The sequence below is a fragment of the Pseudoalteromonas sp. NBT06-2 genome (genome assembly GCF_002276045.1).
GTDB lineage: Bacteria > Pseudomonadota > Gammaproteobacteria > Enterobacterales > Alteromonadaceae > Pseudoalteromonas.
The window spans coordinates 25,072-46,545 of record NZ_NQMR01000069.1 but is presented as its reverse complement, the minus strand read 5'-3'; the positions used below and the strand labels follow the sequence as shown (position 1 = coordinate 46,545).

At 34.4% G+C, this 21,474-nt stretch carries 21 protein-coding genes; 11 read left to right on the top strand and 10 right to left on the bottom strand.

Features of this window, described 5'->3' with window-relative positions; translation table 11 throughout:
- Window positions 1-42: 42 nt before the first annotated feature.
- Both CJF42_RS14170 and nfuA read right to left on the bottom strand, forming a co-directional pair.
- On the bottom strand, window positions 43-306 hold the full coding sequence (locus CJF42_RS14170; protein WP_252097615.1) for a hypothetical protein: 264 nt from the start codon (window positions 304-306) through the stop codon (window positions 43-45).
- 3 nt (window positions 307-309) lie between these two features.
- Entirely contained in the window at window positions 310-882 is a 573-nt protein-coding gene (gene nfuA, locus CJF42_RS14165; RefSeq protein ID WP_095367316.1) for a Fe-S biogenesis protein NfuA, read from the bottom strand.
- Window positions 883-1,030: 148 nt separating this feature from the next.
- On the opposite strand from nfuA, the gene CJF42_RS14160 reads away from it, so the two are divergent.
- The gene (locus tag CJF42_RS14160) at window positions 1,031-3,586 is read left to right on the top strand and encodes a M14 metallopeptidase family protein (protein ID WP_095367315.1); all 2,556 of its coding nucleotides are present in this window, start codon (window positions 1,031-1,033) and stop codon (window positions 3,584-3,586) included.
- A 160-nt stretch (window positions 3,587-3,746) separates the two neighbouring features.
- Here CJF42_RS14160 and CJF42_RS14155 read toward each other — a convergent pair whose 3' ends face one another.
- Window positions 3,747-4,469 carry a ComF family protein gene (locus CJF42_RS14155; protein ID WP_095367314.1) on the bottom strand — a complete coding sequence of 241 codons (723 nt, stop codon included), beginning with the start codon at window positions 4,467-4,469 and terminating at the stop codon, window positions 3,747-3,749.
- A 57-nt stretch (window positions 4,470-4,526) separates the two neighbouring features.
- Here CJF42_RS14155 and bioH point away from each other — a divergent pair, with 57 nt between their 5' ends.
- From bioH to CJF42_RS14140, 3 genes are all read left to right on the top strand, one after another.
- The gene (gene bioH / locus CJF42_RS14150; RefSeq protein WP_095367313.1) at window positions 4,527-5,270 is read left to right on the top strand and encodes a pimeloyl-ACP methyl ester esterase BioH; all 744 of its coding nucleotides are present in this window, start codon (window positions 4,527-4,529) and stop codon (window positions 5,268-5,270) included.
- Between the two features lie 113 nt (window positions 5,271-5,383).
- Window positions 5,384-5,698, top strand: a complete 315-nt coding sequence (locus CJF42_RS14145; RefSeq protein WP_095367312.1) for a hypothetical protein — start codon at window positions 5,384-5,386, stop codon at window positions 5,696-5,698.
- 9 nt (window positions 5,699-5,707) lie between these two features.
- Window positions 5,708-6,580, top strand: coding sequence for a putative metalloprotease CJM1_0395 family protein (locus tag CJF42_RS14140; protein ID WP_095367311.1), 873 nt, complete (start codon window positions 5,708-5,710; stop codon window positions 6,578-6,580).
- Window positions 6,581-6,751: 171 nt separating this feature from the next.
- Here the strand turns inward: CJF42_RS14140 and CJF42_RS14135 are convergent, their stop codons facing one another.
- From CJF42_RS14135 to CJF42_RS14125, 3 genes are all read right to left on the bottom strand, one after another.
- On the bottom strand, window positions 6,752-7,372 hold the full coding sequence (locus tag CJF42_RS14135) for a dUTP diphosphatase (protein ID WP_095367310.1): 621 nt from the start codon (window positions 7,370-7,372) through the stop codon (window positions 6,752-6,754).
- 132 nt (window positions 7,373-7,504) lie between these two features.
- Window positions 7,505-7,999: a hypothetical protein gene (locus tag CJF42_RS14130; RefSeq protein ID WP_095367319.1), complete on the bottom strand. Its 495-nt coding sequence runs from the start codon at window positions 7,997-7,999 to the stop codon at window positions 7,505-7,507.
- Window positions 8,000-8,367: 368 nt separating this feature from the next.
- Window positions 8,368-8,733, bottom strand: a complete 366-nt coding sequence (locus CJF42_RS14125) for a hypothetical protein (protein WP_095367309.1) — start codon at window positions 8,731-8,733, stop codon at window positions 8,368-8,370.
- 204 nt (window positions 8,734-8,937) lie between these two features.
- Here CJF42_RS14125 and CJF42_RS14120 point away from each other — a divergent pair, with 204 nt between their 5' ends.
- Entirely contained in the window at window positions 8,938-9,528 is a 591-nt protein-coding gene (locus CJF42_RS14120; protein WP_095367308.1) for a hypothetical protein, read from the top strand.
- A gap of 21 nt (window positions 9,529-9,549) precedes the next feature.
- Here the strand turns inward: CJF42_RS14120 and CJF42_RS14115 are convergent, their stop codons facing one another.
- A complete protein-coding gene (locus CJF42_RS14115) occupies window positions 9,550-9,876 on the bottom strand; it encodes a hypothetical protein (protein WP_095367307.1) in 327 nt (108 codons plus the stop codon).
- A 232-nt stretch (window positions 9,877-10,108) separates the two neighbouring features.
- Here CJF42_RS14115 and CJF42_RS27525 point away from each other — a divergent pair, with 232 nt between their 5' ends.
- Window positions 10,109-10,264 carry a hypothetical protein gene (locus tag CJF42_RS27525; protein ID WP_170940613.1) on the top strand — a complete coding sequence of 52 codons (156 nt, stop codon included), beginning with the start codon at window positions 10,109-10,111 and terminating at the stop codon, window positions 10,262-10,264.
- 82 nt (window positions 10,265-10,346) lie between these two features.
- Here the strand turns inward: CJF42_RS27525 and CJF42_RS14105 are convergent, their stop codons facing one another.
- Together CJF42_RS14105 and CJF42_RS14100 are read right to left on the bottom strand one after the other, a co-directional pair.
- A complete protein-coding gene (locus tag CJF42_RS14105; protein ID WP_095367306.1) occupies window positions 10,347-11,075 on the bottom strand; it encodes an oxygen-binding di-iron domain-containing protein in 729 nt (242 codons plus the stop codon).
- Between the two features lie 41 nt (window positions 11,076-11,116).
- Window positions 11,117-11,746 (bottom strand): chemotaxis protein, encoded by a 630-nt coding sequence (locus CJF42_RS14100; RefSeq protein WP_095367305.1) that lies wholly within the window; start codon window positions 11,744-11,746, stop codon window positions 11,117-11,119.
- A 164-nt stretch (window positions 11,747-11,910) separates the two neighbouring features.
- Between CJF42_RS14100 and CJF42_RS14095 the strand changes: the two genes are divergently transcribed.
- Complete coding sequence (locus CJF42_RS14095; protein ID WP_170940612.1) at window positions 11,911-12,954, top strand: sensor domain-containing diguanylate cyclase; 1,044 nt, start codon at window positions 11,911-11,913, stop codon at window positions 12,952-12,954.
- A 387-nt stretch (window positions 12,955-13,341) separates the two neighbouring features.
- The gene (locus CJF42_RS14090) at window positions 13,342-13,719 is read left to right on the top strand and encodes a hypothetical protein (protein ID WP_095367303.1); all 378 of its coding nucleotides are present in this window, start codon (window positions 13,342-13,344) and stop codon (window positions 13,717-13,719) included.
- A 65-nt stretch (window positions 13,720-13,784) separates the two neighbouring features.
- On the opposite strand, the gene CJF42_RS14085 is transcribed toward CJF42_RS14090, so the two are convergent.
- Window positions 13,785-15,404: an HNH endonuclease signature motif containing protein gene (locus CJF42_RS14085; protein WP_252097614.1), complete on the bottom strand. Its 1,620-nt coding sequence runs from the start codon at window positions 15,402-15,404 to the stop codon at window positions 13,785-13,787.
- A gap of 271 nt (window positions 15,405-15,675) precedes the next feature.
- Between CJF42_RS14085 and glpK the strand changes: the two genes are divergently transcribed.
- From glpK to cysI, 3 genes are all read left to right on the top strand, one after another.
- Window positions 15,676-17,151 carry a glycerol kinase GlpK gene (glpK, locus tag CJF42_RS14080; RefSeq protein WP_212668822.1) on the top strand — a complete coding sequence of 492 codons (1,476 nt, stop codon included), beginning with the start codon at window positions 15,676-15,678 and terminating at the stop codon, window positions 17,149-17,151.
- 724 nt (window positions 17,152-17,875) lie between these two features.
- Window positions 17,876-19,678 carry an assimilatory sulfite reductase (NADPH) flavoprotein subunit gene (locus CJF42_RS14075; protein WP_095367300.1) on the top strand — a complete coding sequence of 601 codons (1,803 nt, stop codon included), beginning with the start codon at window positions 17,876-17,878 and terminating at the stop codon, window positions 19,676-19,678.
- A 78-nt stretch (window positions 19,679-19,756) separates the two neighbouring features.
- The gene (cysI, locus tag CJF42_RS14070) at window positions 19,757-21,454 is read left to right on the top strand and encodes an assimilatory sulfite reductase (NADPH) hemoprotein subunit (protein ID WP_095367299.1); all 1,698 of its coding nucleotides are present in this window, start codon (window positions 19,757-19,759) and stop codon (window positions 21,452-21,454) included.
- Window positions 21,455-21,474 lie beyond the last annotated feature (20 nt).

Here is a 21,474-nt window from a genome sequence, read left to right as displayed (position 1 = left end):
GATTTAAGCGCTGAATATGGGTTTAAAGTATTAATCTGTAGTTTAGAAAAGATCTTGATTTAGTTTTTCACGGTCTTTTAATATTTGTGAAAAACGATTGGCAAATATACCTAAATACCCATAAATCGCGAAATATAAAGCGACAGGTAATAGAATTAAGCCAGGGAGTTGTAATAAGGCAAGGTGCAAGTAACCAAAGATAATTAGCCCCGCACTAATGGCAAATAACACTATGCCAATAAAAAATCGCCTTAAACTCAACTTAGGTGTTGAACCGAGGCGATATATTGTATTTTTAAATTTCACAGTTTAGTAGTAAGAATGCTCACCAGGATTATGGTCTGTTGCATCTTTAACACCTTTAATTTGTGGGAATTTAGCTAACATTTCTTTTTCAATGCCTTCTTTCAAAGTAACATCAATCATAGAACAACCGTTACAACCACCACCAAACTGTAAAATAGCAATATCATCAGCAATTTCAACAAGCGTTACTTGACCACCGTGGCTTGCTAACTGTGGATTTACTTCAGTATCGATCATATGTTGGATTTGAGCTTCTAATGATGCATCATCACCTAACTTTTTAGCTTTAGCGTTTGGCGCTTTTAAAGTTAATTGTGAACCCATTTTGTCTGTTACAAAGTCAATGTCAGCTTCGCCTAAAAACGGAGCGCTTTCGGCATCAACAACGGCATCAAAACCATTAAATTCAAGATGGATATCTGTATCTTCAACTGCATCTTCAGGACAGTAAGAAACGCCACATTCAGCTTGTGATGTACCCGGGTTTACTACGAATACGCGGATTTTGGTATTTTCAGCCTGGTCGGCTAATAATTTTGCAAAGTGACTTTGCGCTGTTTCTGAAATATTGATCATAAGACGGTATACTTGACTAAATTACTAGGTTACTGCATATCATACTCCGCTCGTCTTATTGTCGCTAGTACCTGTCGTAAAAATTTGGCTTTATTATTGTGCAATGTTAATTTTAGGTTATCAGTCACTTTAACTAGAATAATTAATCATGCGCTTGTTTCGTTTTGTTTTATTAGTCCTTTTTAGCCCGTTAGCTATGGCTAAGCCCCTTAATTTTTATTTTGACGCGGATATTAAATTCGATCCAAGTATACCTACACCACAAAGCGTATTGGGGTATGAAATGGGTGATTGGCATGTTCGTCATGACCAATTAGCACGCTATATGCACGTTTTAGCCGAAAAAAGTGACCGTATAAACATTGAAACCATAGGTTATAGCCATGAGCAACGCCCACTTTTAATGCTTACAATCACCACACCTGAAAAATTAAAAAATATAGATGCAATTCAAGCAAAGCATATTACTCGTTTATGTGATGGTGAAGTAAAAACAAATAAAGATGATCCCGCGGTTGTATGGATGGGTTATAGCGTTCACGGTAATGAATCGTCAGGTAGTAACGCCTCTTTATTAGTGGCTTATTATTTAGCAGCAGCACAAGGCGAAGAAATTGAAACCCTGTTAAATAATACAGTGATTTTAATTGACCCTTCTCTAAATCCAGATGGTTTATCACGCTTTGCTCAATGGGCAAATATGCATAAGGGCCAAAACTTATCGAGCGACCCAAGCCACAGAGAACACGCTGAAGCTTGGCCTAGTGGCCGTACAAATCATTACTGGTTTGACTTAAACCGCGACTGGCTTTTATTACAACATCCAGAGTCTCGTGCACGCGTTGCTAAATTCCATCAATGGAAACCTAATGTATTAACTGATTTTCATGAAATGGGCCCACATAGCACTTATTTTTTCCAGCCTGGCATTGCAAGTCGTAAGCACCCACTTACTCCAGATCGCAATGTAACATTAACTAAAGACATTGCAGTATTTCACGCAAAAGCGTTAGACAAGCAAAATCAACTCTATTTTACCGAAGAAAGCTTTGATGACTTTTACTACGGAAAAGGTTCAACTTACCCAGATATTAATGGCACTATTGGTATTTTATTTGAGCAAGCAAGCTCTCGTGGTCATCAACAGGAAACAATTAATGGCTTATTAAAATTTCCTACGACAATTAAAAACCAATTAATCACCTCTTTATCGACTTTTGATGCTGCTGTAGCTGGTAGAAATAACTTATTAAACTATCAAGATAATTTTTATAACGAAGCTTCTGAGCTTGCTGGTAACGATAAAATAAATGGTTACTTAGTTTCAGAACCTAACGATAAAACACGTTTAAATAAGTTTTTAAACTTACTGAAACAACATCAAATTAACGCTTATAAAATCGATAAAGATTTAAAAGTGGCCAACAAAACTTATAGTGAAAAAAGCAGTTATTATATTCCTTTAGATCAAGCGCAATACCGTTTAATAAAGGCAATATTTAGCGAACAGAAAAACTTCGAAGATAATACGTTTTACGATGTATCAGGCTGGACAATTGCTCACGCCTTTAATATTGAATTTGCTAACTTAACCAGCAAATGGGGTTTAAAACATTCAGAAAGTGCCTGGACTCAACCACAAGCTAAAGTACTTGATAAATTAACTAATAATTATGCTTACGGTTTTTCATGGGATGATTATGCTGCACCAAAAATGCTTAATTCTTTATTGAAAAAAGGCATTAAAGCACGCGTTGCATTAGGTGATATGTCAGCGGTTACTTCATCTGGTAAACATGCTTTTTCAGCGGGTTCAATTATCTTACCAGCAGGCATACAAACAGCTGAAAACTTCAGAGATATTCTAGCTCAGGCACAAGCTGAGTTTAATATCCCTATTATTGGCATCACATCGGGTTTAACACCAACAGGTATCGATTTAGGTTCTCGTAAATTAGCACCTGTTACTTTACCTAAAGTACTACTAATTGGTGGTAAAGGTACAAGTCAATATGAAGTTGGTGAAACTTGGTACTACTTAGATCAACATGTAGGTATCGCACCAACAATAATTGATATTGACAGATTAGGCCACATTGATTTTGATAGATATACTCATGTAATTATGGTTAATGGGAGTTACTCTGATTTTACAGATGCTACAAAAGTAAAGATGAAACGCTGGATAAAAGAAGGCGGTGTTATTTGGGGACATAAAGGTGGTGCTAAATTCTTAGTTGATAATAAGATTTTAAAAGCGAATTATATCTCTCCTAAAGATATGGCTGACACATTTCAAACCAAAGCACTTACTTATGCGGATAAAGATAGTCTATCAGCAAAACAACGTATTGCTGGTGCAATTTATAAAACACAAATTGATTTGTCTCATCCATTAACATACTCAATTCCACGTGAAGACTTACCGGTATTTAAAAACAGTACCTTTTTGTTAGAGCCTGTAGATATGCCTTTTGTAAACATTGCAATTTACGATAAAAATCCATTAATGGCAGGTTTTAGTCATGATAACAATGTTAAGCAAATTTCTGGTGCCGCTGCATTAATGGCGCATTCTTATGGTCGTGGTCGTGTGATAGGTATGACGGATAATCCTGTATTTAGAGGTTATTGGTACGGTACAAGTCGTATATTAAGCAATGCATTATTTTTTGGTAAAACATTTAATGCAAGTGCTGAATAATAGCTAATTTAATATTTAAAGGGCATGAATGATTCATGCCCTTTTTTATGTTGAATATTTATTTCTTATTGAACTCATAAAAATAGAGTTCCTATTCTATTTAATATCAATTAAAATAAATAAAAAGTAGATTAATCTCTGTGAGTTAATTTAACTAAAGCTATTTTTGCAACGGTGTTAAACAGGTTGCCCAAGCCAATACATGATTAGCGCCCGCAGCTTTTAAACAGTCTGATACTTCATTAATTGTAGTCCCTGTGGTAATTACATCATCAACTATCGCAATGACTTTACCATTAACATCGCCTTTCACTGTAAAGGCTGAGCTTATATTTTTATGCCTCTGTTTAGCATTTAAATTGGTTTGCGCTTTTGTATACTTTGTTCGTTTTAAAACCTCTTCTGTTAACAATGATCTATCAAATCCAGGAAGTGTAAGTAAAGCTTCACGCCACACTTGTTCAACTTGATTAAAGCCTCGCATGCTAAAACGCCTGGTGTGCAAAGGCATAATTATTATCATGTCAGGCCAAATCCAATTTTCATGTTTTGATGCAATATTTATTTGCGATTGAATTATTTGGATTAATACATGCCGAAAATAAATCTTATTATTAAATTTTAGCTTACTGAGCCAAATAGAGTTAGGCTCTTGATACCATAAAGCAGCAAATAAACTATCAAATTTCACTTTTTTAAATAACCGATTTATATCAGGTCTCAATAATAAATTTACTCCCTTTTTTGGCAATGATAATTTAGGCAAGTCTAGCAAGCATATTTCACATAATTTAGGCTGTTCTTTAATTGTACAACTGCACATTAAACAAGAGTGCTTAAAAAAAACATCTTCAATATATTTTATAAACCAGAATAAAGTCACTGCTTGACCCTTATGTTATTATCTTGCCTAATTTAGTGTGGTTAAGGTTTATCGAATATGCAAAATGAATGTGTTTTTTTACATGGTTGGGGAATGAACAAAAATGTTTGGCAATTATTAATTCCAGAACTTAAATCTGAAATATCTATGCCTATTAAAACATTGGATTTACCCGGTTTTGGCAATGAAATTACTTGCCCTCAGCCTTATAATTTAGTAAATGTAGCAAACCACATAGCCACTAAATTAGCCGACAATAGTATACTTATTGGTTGGTCGTTAGGTGGGCTTATCTCCCTTTATATTGCAAAACATTACCCTGAAAAAGTCGCTAAAGTGATTTTAGTGGCATCAAGTCCATACTTCACAGAGCAAGATAATTGGTCTGGAATAAAGCCAGATGTACTTAAAGCTTTCATGTCACAACTCAGTACAAATACCAATAAAACCATAGATAGGTTTTTAGCTATTCAAGCTATGGGCAGTGACTCTGCAAAACAAGATATTAAACAACTTAAGCAATCCATAAAAAGCGCTCCTGAACCACAAAAAATAGCACTGAGTATAGGTTTAGATTTTTTATTAACTGAAGACTTACGCTCGCTATTTTCAGAACTATCAATGCCTTTATATGGCATATTTGGTGCTTTAGATGCATTAGTACCAATTAAAGCAGTTGCCAAAATACACGCATTAAATCCTAATTTTAGTGCCGAAATAATACCAAAAGCATCCCATGCACCTTTTATTTCTCATAAACCTGATTTCATAAAATTGATTAAAAAAATTCTTAAAAATTAACAAATTAAAAAAAAATCTACAATAGTCTTTAGTTATTTTAATCTGCCACTTTATTTAGTGTGTTTTTTGAGCGATAATTAGTTTAGAAAGATTGTTTTTAAGGAGTATTTTTTATGGCTATTAGCCCCGCTTTAAATTCAGGCGTACAAGGGTTTCAAAGAGCAACTCAGGAAATTTCTGAATCTACTCGAAATATCAATCGAGCAGCTCAAGAGCAACAAGCACAACAAAATAATCAAATTGACCGAGAGCGTGCAATAGAGGCTGCTCGTGATGATGAAGTCGTAGCACAGCCTGCTCAGCCACCAGCAAAAATAAATGAAGAGCTAGTTAACCTTAAAGTCGAACAATTTAATGCACAAGCAAATGTCAGTACAATTCAAACTGCTGATGAAGTTCTCGGCACTTTAATTGATGTAAGAGTTTAAAAAGCGCTTATGAATATTGTTACTACGTTTCCAACTATTAATTTAAACACGGCCAATGTGCATACAGAAACTGCACGCCGTGATAATCAAAATAAGGAACTAGTACAAGAAATATTGAAACCTCAGGCGTCCCCTGCTGAATCAAAGTTAGCAGGTGACTCTGATAAAGCTAAACAACCGGGTCAATCAGTTAGTGAAAACCAAGAAATTTTATTAAGCGAAGAAACAACAAATAAAAAAATAGAAGAAGATAAAGAAAACGAGTCTCAAAAAGAAGAACAGCAAAGTAAACAACAAGAAGATAAAGAAAAGAAACAGCAAAATAAACAAAAAGAAACAGAACAAACGGAACTCGAACAAGTAAAGCAGCTAAAATCTAGAGATACAGAAGTTCGTAACCATGAACACGCACATGCAGCTGTTGGTGGAGAATATGCAGGCTCACCTAGCTATGAATATCAACGAGGTCCTGATGGCAATAATTATGCTGTTGGCGGTGAAGTACCGATTGATATAGCTGTTGTTGCTAATGATCCTCAAGCAACAATAAATAAAATGCAGCAAGTTCAAGCTGCCGCCCTCGCACCAACTGAGCCTTCTAGTGCAGATCGCGCAATTGCAGCCGATGCGGCACAAAAGCAGGCTTCAGCACAAGCCGAACTCGCTAAAGAAAATTCAGATTTAGATAAAGAAAAATCTGCAAATGATAATTTAAAATCAGATAAAAAATCTTTAAAAGAAAACACCGAAGAACAAGCTGAAAAAGAAGATTTATTATTACAAAGAGATACTTCAATTAATGAACGTGCCGCGCGTATTGCTGATTTTTACCAAGCAGCAACTTCACCTTTTACTGCACAAAAGTTTGCCCAGCAAATATAGTTAAACACACTATAATAGCCTCTAAAGTATATATTTAATGTAATACTCATTTTCTTGCATATAAAATAGTAAAGTATTTTGGGGTTCAGCTTTTAGAATAAAAAATAAAAATAACCAATAAACTTAAATAAATTCTATTGGCTATTTTACAATGTACTGTTTCACAGATTTTTAAGCTGGGTATCTGTCTTCTAAACCTTGATATACTAATTTAGAAAAATCAGGGTGCTCTGTATCAAGTGATTTAACCACTTCAACTAAATGTTCGTTATCTTCTTGACCATTCCAAACTTTAATATAACTACCATCCTTATAACCATGATCTTGTCTGAAGAAGTTAAGTGTGTTTTTACCGACATAACCACGAAACAAATCATTTAAGTCCATGCCAATTTGTTGCATACAACCAGCAAAAGCTGCAGCATCAAATTCTTTATTTGTCACCGCAGCTGAAGCTAACAGCTCTAAAGTTTGTTTAAAATCCTCTGCAAGTTTTGGTTCCGACATTTCAACTAAAATTGAATTTGCTAAATCTTGATAACTCATTTGACCATTAATTCGCAATGCTAAACCAAAATGAAAAATATCTACAAGTTCTAGAATTACTTGTTCAGTATCTGGAGATTGTTTTTTCCACCACTTCCATCCATAATGATCAAGCATTTCAGCACACTCAACCCAAATAGCACGATTCCATTCAAATCCTTGCTCAAACCACTTTGCGTGAATTTTAGTATTCATTGCATTTTGCATTTCAAGCATAATCGCAATTTTATTAGCATCTACAGACATTTTTATTCTCTATTTATGGATTTTCAGAGGAATTATAATTTATATAACTTGATTATGCACTCAGCTAAGGAAAGCTCAGTGCATGTTATTTTTTAAATACTTGATGTCAAGTGCTAGTTTAACCTATATACCCTACCTTAATTCAAAATCACATTCACTCACAATAACATAACGTGCCCTAAAGCTTTCACCTGTATTAAACTCAAGACGCATAGAGTTTAATTCAAATCTGGGATGTGGATATTTCTCAATCCACTCCATAGTTGCATTGCAAATTTCTTCTAACTTATGAAGCCTAAAACTGTTTACAATTACAACTGCTTCTTTATCTTCTAAAAAGCTATGCTCAACATTTTCAAACCAATCTGTATTGGCAAAGTTTTCTTTGAGGTAATACGATAAATCTGAATTATTAAATTCTGCTGATTTTTCAGTAAGATGTGACTTTGCGTTTTGAGCAAATTGCATTAGTGATTGATTTTTATTAATCGCAATTTCGCGCTCTCCAGAACTACACTCTCTTGTTGTATAACGTACTTTTCCTGAAGAGCTAATGCATTTACTAACTTGTTTTTCAGCAGATGCGGCACCAGTCATCAACAATAGTACAATTAGAAAGTATTTCATTTTAGTTCTCGTTTTATAATACATAATTGCATTACTAATTTTGCCAAACACTATGTACTCAAAGATCAAGTTTTAGCAAATTATTTACAAAATTATAATAATATAGTATTTCAAATTTAAGATGTTTTGTAAATTAATACTTGCTAATTTTGCCTTTGTCGCTAAGTGATTTTTGTGAGATGTTACATATTTTAGCTAACTAAAAATAGGTAACGTATTAGTTTTCTCTTACACAAGCAGCGAAAAGTCATTAGTTTGAGCGGCTAAAAATTTGTTGGTATTTGAAGCACTATCCTCTAGATACAGGACTTTTAATCAAGCCCATAATTATTAATTTCGCTTCATCTTACATAAACTGATATTTACTTTTATTCCTCCCCTTCTTCTACATCCATATCAAAAGTAGGTAAAAAATCCATTTGTGGTGAAACAAAAGTTGTGCCATCAGGAAATTGAACTAAAGCAGCAATACTTGGGCCTTGTGTTACTTGAATTTGAGAAACATGCTCATCGCCGAATAATTTAAATTCATCTGGCATATTAATTAATTCATATTGATTGATATAAATAGCAATACTGCTATCAGCTTCCGGGGCTTGACACATATGCGCAACTAAATCTTCATCTAATATAATATCAATTGAAAAATCCGGTTTCTCTGGGTCTCTATTTTGTAATGTTTCATCAAGTAAAAATAAAGGTAATGTGAGGTTTGTTCCTAGTGCTAAATCCATGGTTAATTCCTAAACTAAAATATCTTTAAAAAATAATAAAGGATCATACCAGATTGTGTAACGCCATAATAAAAAAGGCACGCAATTGAGTGCCTTTAAAATAATATTTATTTTTCTTTCTTTAAAGAAATAGATAAAATGCTTTTCGCCAAATATTTTTATCTATAAGCTAGCCTGTATTGATTGTTTATATATGAGCCAAAAATGAAAAAAATCATCTTTACATCTTTAATACTAAGTTCGACTTATGTTTTAGCAAACCCATCACCATTAGTATCTATTGACAGCCATGACCAGTTCTTTAATGCGATATCAAAACATTGTGGTAAGGCATTTTTAGGTAAAGTTACTTCTGGCGGAAGCAGTAATGATAGCTTCAGTAATAATAATTTAATAATGCATGTACGTCGTTGTAACGATACTGAATTACAAGTACCTTTTCATGTTGGCAAAGATGCATCTCGTACTTGGATCATTACTAAAACAGGTTCAGGTTTATCTTTAAAACATGATCATCGGCATAAAGATGGTACACCAGATACTTCAACTATGTATGGTGGCCATACAGTGGATGCTGGTTGGGCACAAGCTCAGTCATTTCCAGCGGATCAATACTCTAAAGAGCTATTTATAAAATCTGGTATCCCACAATCAACAGCTAATACATGGCACATGTATATTTACCCTGAAAAATTTACCTATCGTTTAACACGTGAAGGCAGAGACTTTAGTGTGGATTTTAATTTAACAAAATCAATTACACCACCACCAGCACCTTGGGGTTATAAAAACTAAGCATTAACCACACTTAAAAAATTAACTTGGGCTCTGTTCACAGGTAACAATTACTTTTAAGTTAGACTGCAGAGCACGTGGGGTTGTAGGAAAAGCATCAAATTTTTGAACCCCAGATAATACTTCTAATGTAAAATTTTGTTTATTACATAATTGCGAACTATAGCGTAGTAAAAAAACACTTTGCTGCTTAAAGAGCTGGTAACTGCCTGAGCTAATATCTAACTGATATTCATTTTTTGATAGTTTCACTTGTTCATAATTTATACCATGGTCAAAGTCATGCAATACATCTGCTTGAATTGTTGCGCTAGCCAATAGCATAGACAATAAACTTATATTAATCATTTTAGGTATTCCTATTATTTTTAAAGTACCTATACCCCAACCACTTCAAGATGCAGGATTCAGTTGGAATTAGAAATGCTTTAGGCAAGGCATTGATTGAAGAACATGGTTATTCCCTTTTCAAAATCAATAACGCTGTATAAAGTATTTATAAACCAACCTTACAGGGACTTCTGAGCAAATCATACTCGTTGTTCCATCTTTTTTTAAGGGAGTAACCATTAATGCAAAGATGCGCCTAGATCATGAATTGCTCAGCAGTCCTGAACCTCACATCTTGAAGTGGCTTGGTATATACCCTGCATTTATTCTTTATTCTTTATTCTTTATTCTTTATTCTTTATTCTTTATTCTTTATTCTTTATTCTTTATTCTTTTAATTCCATAGATAAAACTAAAAAGACCTATTAATAAATAGATCTTTTATAAATATATATCACAATAAGTATAAATACTTATCTCGTAACTTATTAAGCACAACCCACATCTAACTTTTCAAACCAAGCTAAAAACTCTTGTACATCTTCATCTTTAAATATTCTGCCATGTTGAGGTGCCATAATATTGATCTCAAGCTCTTTCACTCTGGCTATCCAATTCATTTTTGCACGATTTGAAGGCATCCAGCGTCGATGAAAGTATTCCATATATGCAACATGTTTTCCAAAGTCTTCAACAAACATTGGCACATCGCCTTTTTCTTGTGCTCCTCCTATATTACCACTCATTAAAATTTTAGCCTCTGGATCATAAAGGTTAAAATTACCTGCGGAGTGCAAATAATGTGCGGGGATCAATCTAAAAGTATTACTACCAAGCTTTACTTCCCCTCCCTCATCTTTAATCGCCATAAATTTAATATTCTCCATACCAAAATGTCGAATAGAGCCCTCCCATAACAAAGGAGCATATAGCTTTGCTTTAGGAATCGTTTTATCCCATAGACCTAAAGATGAAATAATATCCGGGTCTTGATGTGAAGCAAATAAGGTTGTTAATTTATTTAAATCTGTATAACCTAAAATTCCTGTTAACATAGGTGAAAAAAGTTCAATTCCACCAGGGTCTAATAACATAGACTCAGTATCTGTACATATTAAATATTGATTGGTATCTACAATTTTTTCTGGCTTTGATTCATCTCTACCAAACACAACCCACTTATGATGCTTTCCTTCATAAATTACACTTGATTTCATTTTTTATTCCATTATTAATCTAGATAAATATCAATTCGTTCTTACCCGCTAACTTTTATACGCTTCAATTGAGATAAGGTGCTTAAGTTAATCGAGATAGCTGATTTTATTCTCAATGCTGCTGAAGCAATGTAATCCGATACAGACTCTAAACTATCGCAATATTCACCAGCTTGAGAAGCCTCAACCCTTGAAGTAACTGCGATATACTCTGCTGCGCGCATTTGTTGTCTTATTTCTTCAAATTGTAGGGTCAGAGCTTGCATCTCACTATTAAATCGCGTCAGGCTTTCTCTGAAAATTTGCGTTGCATCATTTTTAATTTTTTTAATTTCAATATGACTTTTATCATTTAATGAATATGCGCGATTAATATGATGCTCAAACTGGGATGCCCTTAACTGCTCTAAAGCAAGCTTAAATAATAAATTTGAATGTTGGTTAATTTCTTGTGTTGTTTGAATCGTTTTAGTCGAGAATTCATCAATAAAATTGGTAATGGATTTAAAACCCAAAGCGGCCTCTCCTGCACGAATTGCAACAACACGTGCATTTTTAGCTGCTAAAGATAGATTTTTAGCTTCAACAAGGATGATATCTAGCTGCGCAACAACGGTTGCCACAATAATGAAACATCCTATTTCTTGATCGTTTTCAATATGTACTGTCATATTTGTCTTTTTTCTTTAGGACATAGCTAAAGCATAGAAACAAATTAAAATTTTGCAGGAGTTTTTTTAAATTTATTCAATTATTAATAACCTCATATTCTCTGCTCTATATTTTAACGGTTTAAAAGTATACAATTTAAATGAGAGTTACAACTAAGGTTCACATGATAGATTTACAACATTTACTTGAAGCGCATAGGAAATTCAATTCGTTATTACGAGATTTAGCACTGGGAATTAAAATTGATACTTTCATACAGCAAGTCGTTGAAACAGTTGAAGAGTGCATTCCTCATTCTTTTGCATCAATTTTACATTTAGACCCTAAAACACAAACTCTGCACTGCGCCACTAAAAATAACTTACCTGATTTTTATAACCAAGCTATAAATGGCATTGAAATTGGTCCCGAGGTGGGTAGTTGTGGTGCAGCTGCTTTCCTAAAAGAACCTGTGATAGCATCAAATATAAATACACATCCTAACTGGCAAAACTATTTAGCATTAACACAACAAGCAAATTTGCATGCTTGTTGGTCTATTCCCATCTTATGCTCTAAAAAGAAAGTACTGGGGACTTTTGCTATATATCACCAAAAGCCAACAACTCCCGAACCTGAAGAACGAGAAATATTAGATATTGCAGCTTTAGTTGTTTCCGTTGCGATTGAAAAACAAACGCTAGAAGAACAAGTCACCTATGCTGCAACCCATGATGAATTAACCGGTTTATATAATAGAAACTACTTAAATCAAGCAGGAGAGGCGTTACTTTCTCTCAGTAAAAGAAAACAACAACCTTTAGCGCTATTATTTTTGGACTTAAATAAATTTAAGCTCATTAATGATAATTTAGGTCACAAACGAGGTGATATTTTATTAAAACAAATCGCTGAGGAAATCAAATTATCGATACGTCCTTCAGATATAGCGGTTAGATTTGGTGGGGATGAATTTATTATTCTTATGTTGTTAGATAATATTGAAGAGTCGACGCTAATTGCAAAACGCATTCAAAAAAACATCAAAAATAAAACAAATAACACTATTTTAGAGCTCGGATTTGGCGTAAGTATTGGCATAGCATCTAATACCAACAATTATAAATCAACCCTTTCAAAACTTATCAATATGGCTGATAAGGCTATGTATTACTCAAAGAAACATCAATTAGAATTTAGCCAATATGAAGTCGATACAAAAAGCTAAAAAATCACTATAACAATTTTTGAGGCTTAGTTTGTCCCGCCCAAACATTAAATAACTTTTTCTGCTTATTTGATATTTTAATCCATAAGTTTATTGCATCTGTAATTCGCTGTTCCGCACTTTCAAATGGTTGAAAAACTATTGTGAGGAAGTGTTAAGTGGAACAATACTAAATAATAGTAATAAAAAAGGTATGAAAGAAGCTTTTTCAAAATATCAACTTAATCATGATTATAACTTGCCAATAATATCATCTTTAAAACATAACTAAAAATAAGAGATTAAGTAGAGCCATTTCCATAACTAAGGTAAAGTAAGGCTTTATATACCTAAGCTCCTTTAGGTTTAACCACCTCTGTAAATAGCTAAAGCACAGGAAAAAATGAAATGTCTGAAATTCAATTCTTAAACGTTGATTTAGAACTCGAATCAAAAAATGATATCAGCATATTAGTTGGCGAATTAGCTAAAAAAGCAATTATCTTAAATTATGATAAAGATGATTACCGTCAATCTGCACGTATTGAATCAAATACTGATATTAAAACATCTGATCAAGCTATAAATCATTTATGTGAACAATTAGAATCATGCTCAAGGAATGCACTAAAACAATGGTTAACATGCTCAAAACGTACTTTTGATATCGGTTTTAATTCAGGGGGGAAACCTAAGTGCTTTAATCAGGCGATTAAATCAGATACCTTGCTAAGAATCTCTGCAATTGATGCCGGTATTGAAATTACCATTTACCCTGTAGAATAAACCTCTGTTAAACAGAGGTTTCAATGTGTTACATATCAATTAAACCAAATTAATATTAATTTGGTTTAATTGCTCCAAATTTTATCTACAAATTCAGGATGGTCAACAAAAGGGTTTCTATTTCCTTGGTGATCAAAGGCAGCTTCATTTCTATCTATTTCTTTTTGGCTAACTGGATCATTTTTATGCCAACGTAGTAGCATGGTGATCACCCAAGGTTTAAAAACCTGATCGTTTGTAGCATTTAAAATAGCTGCACCGTATACACTTTCATTAGTCCAAGTTGCAATAATATCTTCATATCGTGTTGCCATATATAAATACGCGCGAGCTAAATCACCTTTAAACTCATCTATTGGCTCAAAAACAGTTCCTGTATAACCTAAACTCGCTGTTGCTGAGCCTAATTTACTATTGTTTGTTGATGTAAAACTAGCACTGCCAACTTCACCATATGGGTAACCGCTGCGTTTTGAATTAACAAAGCCATCGGTAGCAAAAATATGATGCACATCTGAATTCATTGGCTCTATTTTTCCACCGAACCAACTTTTTGGAAATGAATGTTCGCGATTATAACATCCACCTTCAGCACTATAGTTACCACATTGGTTTGTTACTTTTTCATAAATATAACTCTCTGTACCCGACGGTTTTTCAGAGTACATATCTAAAATAGAACCATCTTTTTCATAATAATTATCTAAGGAATGAGATTCATAAAAAGTCCATAGTGCAGAATAACCTTTAGCGGTATGGTTTTTAATAATGTTATGCAACGTTGTTTTCAAAACATATCCAGATTTACCTGTCGTTGAAGCATAATAATTTCCTGGATTTCCGCCTGAGCCTCCTCCTGTAGAACTGCCAACCTTAAATGTTTTTGTTTCACTATTAGTAAAAGTCGCTCCTGAAATAAGTGACAATCCAGAAACTGAAATACCATAAGCACCATTACCATAGGTACAACAAATACCATCACCATATGTATCATTAATAGTAAAACTATATTCCCCATCAACTAAACATAAATTTTCATTATAAGTAGTATCATTTGATAAATCGCCACCTTGTGCAATTTCAGTTGAATTACTATCTTTTATGATCCAACTTGTTTCATAACCATAATTATCCGTTGTTAGGCTAAATTTAATTTCAGTACTAGCACAAGAGTCTTGATTTGGCACTTCAGTAATTGAAGGTTGGAAATCATCAATATAAACAACTTCCGTACCATCGAATCCAGCTGTATCGTAAAAACGTAATCCTACGGCAATATTTTTATTTTCGCTTGCAACATAACTAAAAGAAACTTGTTGCCATTGATTAATTAAATTTTCATTTGAGTATCCTTGATAACCATCAACATAAAGTCTTGTTTTTATGTTTCCTTCTGTATGATAAACCCAAGTAGAAAAAAGATATGTTTTTCCTGCTTCGACGGCCACTAATTGTTGAAAGTCAGTAGCACTTTGAGAATGAGTATTTACCGAAATAGCGGCAGAGCTCAAACCTGTTTTAACGATATTTTTATTTTCAGTAACACTGATCCCAGAATCTATTGTTGTCCACTTTGACGGCAAATCATTCGACCAAGTTTCAAAACCACCATTATCTACATCCGCATAAACACTTGAATTTACTAGCACAAGCAGGGTTAGTACTAATTTATTTTTATATTTCACTATAACTCCTAATTATTCGAAAATTCACAAACATATATTTTAAGCGGACTATTATTCACCTAAAATGTTAATTTTATATTACAAAAAGAGCGATATCAAAGAAATAGAGTTGTTACTCAGTTTATTTTGTAAAGATTAAGGTACAAAAGATGAATGTTAGACTATAAGGGAGCTAAACGATGAAAATAACAATCTGTTTTATATAGTTTTTCACGACAATACAATTAAAAATGAGTAGTCTATATAAAATAAAAAATAAATCATTTATACCATGATACTTGCAATCGATCAGGGCACCACAGGAACAACTATCGTTATATACGATCAAAATGGTGAGTTCAAAGGCAAAGCCTATAATGAGATTACCCAAATTTATCCTAAAGCTTCCTGGATCGAGCATGATGCTTATGAAATTTGGTTATCTACTTTACTGGGTATAAAACAAGCTTTAGAAAATGCGACGTTAGAATATAAAGATATTAAAAGTATTGGTATTACTAACCAAAGAGAAACAACGGTTTTATGGAATAAAACAACCGGTAAACCATTACATAATGCCATAGTTTGGCAGTGCAGACGTTCCGCTGATATTTGTGAAAATATTATGCAAGAAGGTAAATCTAACTGGATCCAAGAAAAAACAGGATTAATTGTTGATGCGTATTTTTCTGCAACTAAAATCAAATGGCTATTCGAGCATAATCCCGAAATAAAAACATTAGCAAACCAAGGTAATTTAGCCTTTGGCACCATAGATTCTTGGTTAATCTGGCAACTAACAGGAGGGCAAAGTCATGTAACCGATCACACAAATGCGTCTCGCACTATGCTCTACAATATCAATACAAAAAAATGGGACCAAGATTTATTAAGTTATTTTGATTTACCGAAATCAATTTTACCTAAAATACAAAATTCAGCAAGTTACTTCGGTAAAACTGATAAGCAACTATTTTCTGGTACAGAAATACCAATCACAGGGGTAGCCGGTGATCAGCAAGCCGCGTTATTTGGTCAAGGTTGCATTAATTCTGGCCAAGTTAAAAACACCTATGGTACAGGATGTTTTATGTTGATGTATACTGGCAATAAAAATCATCTGAGTCAAAATGGGTTGCTAACAACAATCGCATGTGATGAAAAAGGTCACCCTAATTATGCTCTTGAGGGCTCAGTTTTTATAGCCGGAGCCGCTATTCAATGGCTTAGAGATCAGCTTCAATTGATCACCAAAGCATCAGAGACTGAAGCAATTGCACAAAGTATAAACGATACTCAAGGTGTATATTTTGTACCAGCCTTTACAGGTCTAGGTGCCCCACACTGGGATATGAATGCTAAAGGGGCAATTATTGGTTTAACAAGATCTACGGGTAAAAATGAAATTGTCCGAGCCGCTTTAGAGGCTATTGCTTATCAAACTTTCGACGTATTAAAATTAATGCAGTCAGAATCAGACACAAAAATTACTTCTATGCATGTTGATGGTGGTGCTAGTGAAAATAATTTTCTAATGCAATTTCAAGCAGATCTATTAGGTATTGAACTTGTTCGCCCTGTTAATATTGAATCTACGGCATTAGGGGCTATTTTGCTGGCTGGATTAGGTGCTCATATCTGGCAATCAGACACGCTACCAAATAATATTTGCAAAGTTGATCAAGTTTTTAATTCGAAAATTGAAGAACAGCATAGAAATATATTAGTAAAAGGGTGGAACAAAGCGGTTGAGAAAATAAAAAGTTAAACTCTATTGAGCTTCACCTTTTATACCCATACAACATGGAAATGCACGATTTCAGAAAGTCGAGAAGCGTGAAAAATACAAGACATAAGATGTGTCGTTAAGTCATTTGCCAACAAATATCTTATAACAATGCAGTTGGCTGCTTACCGTCTTACCCTACGGGAGCTATACCGGTAACGACCCCACCCAAAGCAGCATTTCTTCTGCTTTAATTAGCTGTAGTTCAGTGTTTTTTAACTTTTAAAGGTAAGATAATGCTTCTTTTGACTTTAAATCCAATTCACCAGCCCGCTTTAATACCTGTAATTTCTTCAAAAACACAACTAAGTACTTTGTTTTCCCAATGATGTATTTTCATCTCCTCAGCACACTTCGAATATGTAAATATTGATATTTCTGGGCTGTCAGCGCAAACCATCTTAGCCCTTTAAATTTCAGCTCTTTTTCTATCGCAGAAGAACTAAAAATAAGTTTATTGTTTTTAGTCCATTTTCTAAATAAAACTGTTTTTAATTCCAAAAAGGAATAACAAAGTAGTTTCTATTCTTTTTTGTTCTGGCAATTGATCGTTATGCTTCACCTTCAGATTAGCCCCTTGCTATGTAAATAGATAAATATCCATAGGGGCAAAAAATATAGCTTTTAGTCAAAATATGGATACCCAGATAAATGACAAAAAGTTAGTGGCAATTTTTACAGCATTTTTAAATATTGAGGAATACTCATGTTGTTAGGTCAATTATCTAGCGCAGCTAGCCCACTCTCAGCAGAGCAAGTGCAAAAATTACAAGGCCTAGTGGCGGAACTAAATCCAATTCAACAGGCTTGGGTAAGTGGTTATTTAGCTGCTAATGCTAATACTGCCGTTTTAGATAGTGTAACCCCTAGTATACAAGCAAATGAAGCTGCAAGTTTAACCATTTTATATGGTTCACAAACAGGTAACGCTAAAGGTGTTGCTACACAGTTAAAAGCACAAGCAGAATCACGAGGCTTAACTGTAAAGCTAGTTAATATGTCTGATTACAAGCCAAACAACTTGAAAAAAGAAAAATTTATCTCTGTTGTTGTATCGACTTACGGAGAAGGCGAGCCACCAGAAGATGCTGAAAACTTGCATGAATTTTTATACTCTAAAAAAGCACCTAAATTAGAAGGTGTTAAAGTTGCTATTTTAGGTCTTGGTGATTCAAGCTATGAGTTTTTCTGTAAAACAGCACAAGATTTCGAACAACGCTTTACTGAATTAGGCGCTCAAACTGTATTTGCACGTGCTGACTTAGATGTAGATTATGAAGGCGAAGCTAATATATGGTTAACTGGTGCATTAGATGCCTTCGAACCTGAGTTAAAAGCACAATCAGCAGGTTCAGCACAAGTTATTCCTATGCCTGGTGTTGCAGCTATAACAAGCCAATATAACAAGCAAAAACCATTTTCAGCCGAGCTATCTATTGTTCAGAAAATTACAGGTCGTGATTCAACAAAAGATGTGCGACATGTTGAAATTTCATTAGAAGGGTCTGATTTAACTTATACAGCGGGTGATTCGCTAGGTGTTTACTTCTTAAATGATGAAACGTTAGTAGATGAAGTACTGTCTTTATTATCGATTGATACTGCAATAGATATCAAGTTAGGTGATAAAGCTTTAAATATTCGTCAAGCGTTAATTGAAAACCTTGAGCTTACGCAATCATATCCTACCTTCGTAGAAAAATTTGCATCTGCAACTAATAATTCTGAGCTGGCAAAAATTGCAGAAGATAAAACAACATTACGTGAATTTATCGAATCACGTCAGATCTTCGATATTATCCGTCAGTATCCTGCAAAACTTGAAGCTCAATATTTAGTAGATTGCTTACGCAAATTACAGCCTCGCCTTTACTCAATTGCCTCTTCTCAATCTGAAGTTGAAGAAGAAGTACATTTAACGATTGGTTTGGTGGAGTTTGAAGCCTTTGGTAGTGAGCATTTAGGCGGTTGTTCAGGTTATTTAGCTAAACGAGCTGAAGAAGGTACTTTAGTTAAAGTATTTATCGAACATAACGATAATTTCCGCTTGCCAGCTGATACTAATACACCAATATTAATGGTGGGTCCGGGTACAGGTATCGCACCGTTTAGAGCATTCTTACAAGAACGCGAAGCAAGTGAAGCGCAAGGTGAAAACTGGTTATTCTTTGGTAACCCTCATTTTACGCAAGACTTTTTATATCAAGTAGAACTTCAAAGTTACTTAAAATCTGGTGTGTTATCTAAATTAGATGTTGCCTTTAGTCGCGATCAAGCACAAAAAATATATGTACAAGACAAGCTACGTAAAAATGGTGCTGAGGTTTATGCCTGGTTAGAAAAAGGTGCACATTTTTATGTATGTGGTGATGCAAATCGCATGGCAAAAGATGTTCATCAAGCATTATTAGACATAATTCAAGAATTTGGTGGTAAGTCAGAAGAAGATGCCCAAGCGTACTTAAAAGAATTACGTAATCAAAACAGATATCAGAAAGACGTGTACTAACACCTTTTTCATAAGGTACACGTGAGCTTATAAACCGTCACTTTATAAGAAGTTGAAAAGAATTTAGGAAAAAGCAACATGAGCGAGCAAGATAAAACCGTAAAGCTTTCTGATAACGAACGCCTTAAAAGAGAAAGTAATTTTTTACGTGGAACAATAGAAACAGATTTAAAAGATGAAATTACCGGTGGTTTCACTGCTGATAACTTCCAGTTAATCCGTTTTCATGGCATGTATCAACAAGATGACCGCGATATTCGTGCTGAACGTGCAAAACAAAAGCTAGAACCATTACATAATGTAATGCTACGTGCTCGTATGCCTGGCGGTATTATTACTCCTGATCAGTGGTTAGCAATCGATAAATTTGCAGATGACAAAACAAGCTATGGCAGTATTAGATTAACAACGCGTCAAACTTTTCAGTTTCACGGTGTTTTAAAGCCAAATATTAAAGGCATGCACCAAATGTTAGATAGTGTTGGCATTGACTCTATTGCAACAGCTGGTGATGTTAATCGTAACGTACTATGTACCACTAACCCTGTTGAGTCTGAACTACATCAAGAAGCTTATGAATGGGCGACTAAGATATCGGAACACTTACTACCGCGTACTCGTGCATATGCTGAAATTTGGCTAGATGGTGAAAAATCAGAAACCACTGAAGAGCCAATTTTAGGCTCTAATTACTTACCTCGTAAATTTAAAACGACCGTTGTGATCCCTCCTAATAATGATGTAGATGTTCACGCTAATGATTTAAATTTCATTGCAATTAGCGATAAAGGTAAATTAGTTGGTTTTAACGTATTAGTCGGCGGTGGCTTAGCAATGACACATGGTGATACTGCAACTTACCCTCGTAAAGCAGATGATTTTGGTTTTATTCCAATAGAGCATACGCTAGCGATTGCTGAACATGTTGTCACTGTGCAACGTGATTGGGGTAACCGTTCAAACCGTAAAAATGCAAAAACGAAATACACACTAGATCGTGTTGGTGTAGATGCATTTAGAGATGAAGTTGAAAAGCGTGCAGGTGTTAAATTTGAAGCAAGCCGCCCTTATGAGTTCACTTCTCGAGGTGACAACATAGGTTGGGTTGAAGGCATTGATGGAAAGCATCACTTAGCACTATTCATTCAAAGCGGTCGTATTTTAGATTACCCAAGTAAAACATTAAAAACAGGTTGTCGTGAAATTGCAAAAATTCATCAAGGTGATTTCCGCATGACAGCTAACCAAAATCTAATTATTGCTGGTGTGCCAACAGCACAAAAAGCGGCAATTGAAAAGCTAGCACGTGAACATGGTTTAATTGATGACACGCATTCAAATCAGCAGAAAAACTCAATGGCGTGTGTTGCTTTACCAACATGTCCATTAGCCATGGCCGAGTCTGAACGCTATCTACCAAGTTTAGTTGAAAAAGTTGAAGATTTATTAACTAAAAATGGCATTGCTGATGACAATATCATTTTACGAGTTATTGGTTGTCCCAATGGTTGTGGTCGTGCGATGTTAGCTGAAGTTGGTTTAGTAGGTAAAGGCCCTGGTAAATACAATATGCATTTAGGTGGTAATCGCATTGGTACTCGTGTGCCAAAACTTTATAAAGAGAATGTAGGCGAAGATGTTTTCTTACCTGAGTTAGATAACCTAATTGGTCGTTGGGCGGCAGAGCGAAATGCAGGTGAATGTTTTGGTGATTTTGTGATCCGTGTCGGTATAGTGCAAGAAGTGAAAGTTAGTAAAACAGACTTTCATAGTTAACAAATATTGATATCAAGGTG

Bases quoted from the DNA above. Each gene is read 5' to 3' on its own strand.
- CJF42_RS14130 (WP_095367319.1), bottom strand. From the start codon at position 7,999: ATGAAATACTTTCTAATTGTACTATTGTTGATGACTGGTGCCGCATCT.
- CJF42_RS14090 (WP_095367303.1), top strand. From the start codon at position 13,342: ATGTCTGAAATTCAATTCTTAAACGTTGATTTAGAACTCGAATCAAAA.
- CJF42_RS27525 (WP_170940613.1), top strand. From the start codon at position 10,109: ATGCGCCTAGATCATGAATTGCTCAGCAGTCCTGAACCTCACATCTTG.
- CJF42_RS14145 (WP_095367312.1), top strand. From the start codon at position 5,384: ATGGCTATTAGCCCCGCTTTAAATTCAGGCGTACAAGGGTTTCAAAGA.
- CJF42_RS14100 (WP_095367305.1), bottom strand. From the start codon at position 11,746: ATGACAGTACATATTGAAAACGATCAAGAAATAGGATGTTTCATTATT.
- nfuA (WP_095367316.1), bottom strand. From the start codon at position 882: ATGATCAATATTTCAGAAACAGCGCAAAGTCACTTTGCAAAATTATTA.
- CJF42_RS14095 (WP_170940612.1), top strand. From the start codon at position 11,911: ATGATAGATTTACAACATTTACTTGAAGCGCATAGGAAATTCAATTCG.
- CJF42_RS14120 (WP_095367308.1), top strand. From the start codon at position 8,938: ATGAAAAAAATCATCTTTACATCTTTAATACTAAGTTCGACTTATGTT.
- CJF42_RS14115 (WP_095367307.1), bottom strand. From the start codon at position 9,876: ATGATTAATATAAGTTTATTGTCTATGCTATTGGCTAGCGCAACAATT.
- glpK (WP_212668822.1), top strand. From the start codon at position 15,676: ATGATACTTGCAATCGATCAGGGCACCACAGGAACAACTATCGTTATA.
- CJF42_RS14135 (WP_095367310.1), bottom strand. From the start codon at position 7,372: ATGTCTGTAGATGCTAATAAAATTGCGATTATGCTTGAAATGCAAAAT.
- CJF42_RS14160 (WP_095367315.1), top strand. From the start codon at position 1,031: ATGCGCTTGTTTCGTTTTGTTTTATTAGTCCTTTTTAGCCCGTTAGCT.
- CJF42_RS14075 (WP_095367300.1), top strand. From the start codon at position 17,876: ATGTTGTTAGGTCAATTATCTAGCGCAGCTAGCCCACTCTCAGCAGAG.
- CJF42_RS14140 (WP_095367311.1), top strand. From the start codon at position 5,708: ATGAATATTGTTACTACGTTTCCAACTATTAATTTAAACACGGCCAAT.
- CJF42_RS14105 (WP_095367306.1), bottom strand. From the start codon at position 11,075: ATGAAATCAAGTGTAATTTATGAAGGAAAGCATCATAAGTGGGTTGTG.
- bioH (WP_095367313.1), top strand. From the start codon at position 4,527: ATGCAAAATGAATGTGTTTTTTTACATGGTTGGGGAATGAACAAAAAT.
- cysI (WP_095367299.1), top strand. From the start codon at position 19,757: ATGAGCGAGCAAGATAAAACCGTAAAGCTTTCTGATAACGAACGCCTT.
- CJF42_RS14125 (WP_095367309.1), bottom strand. From the start codon at position 8,733: ATGGATTTAGCACTAGGAACAAACCTCACATTACCTTTATTTTTACTT.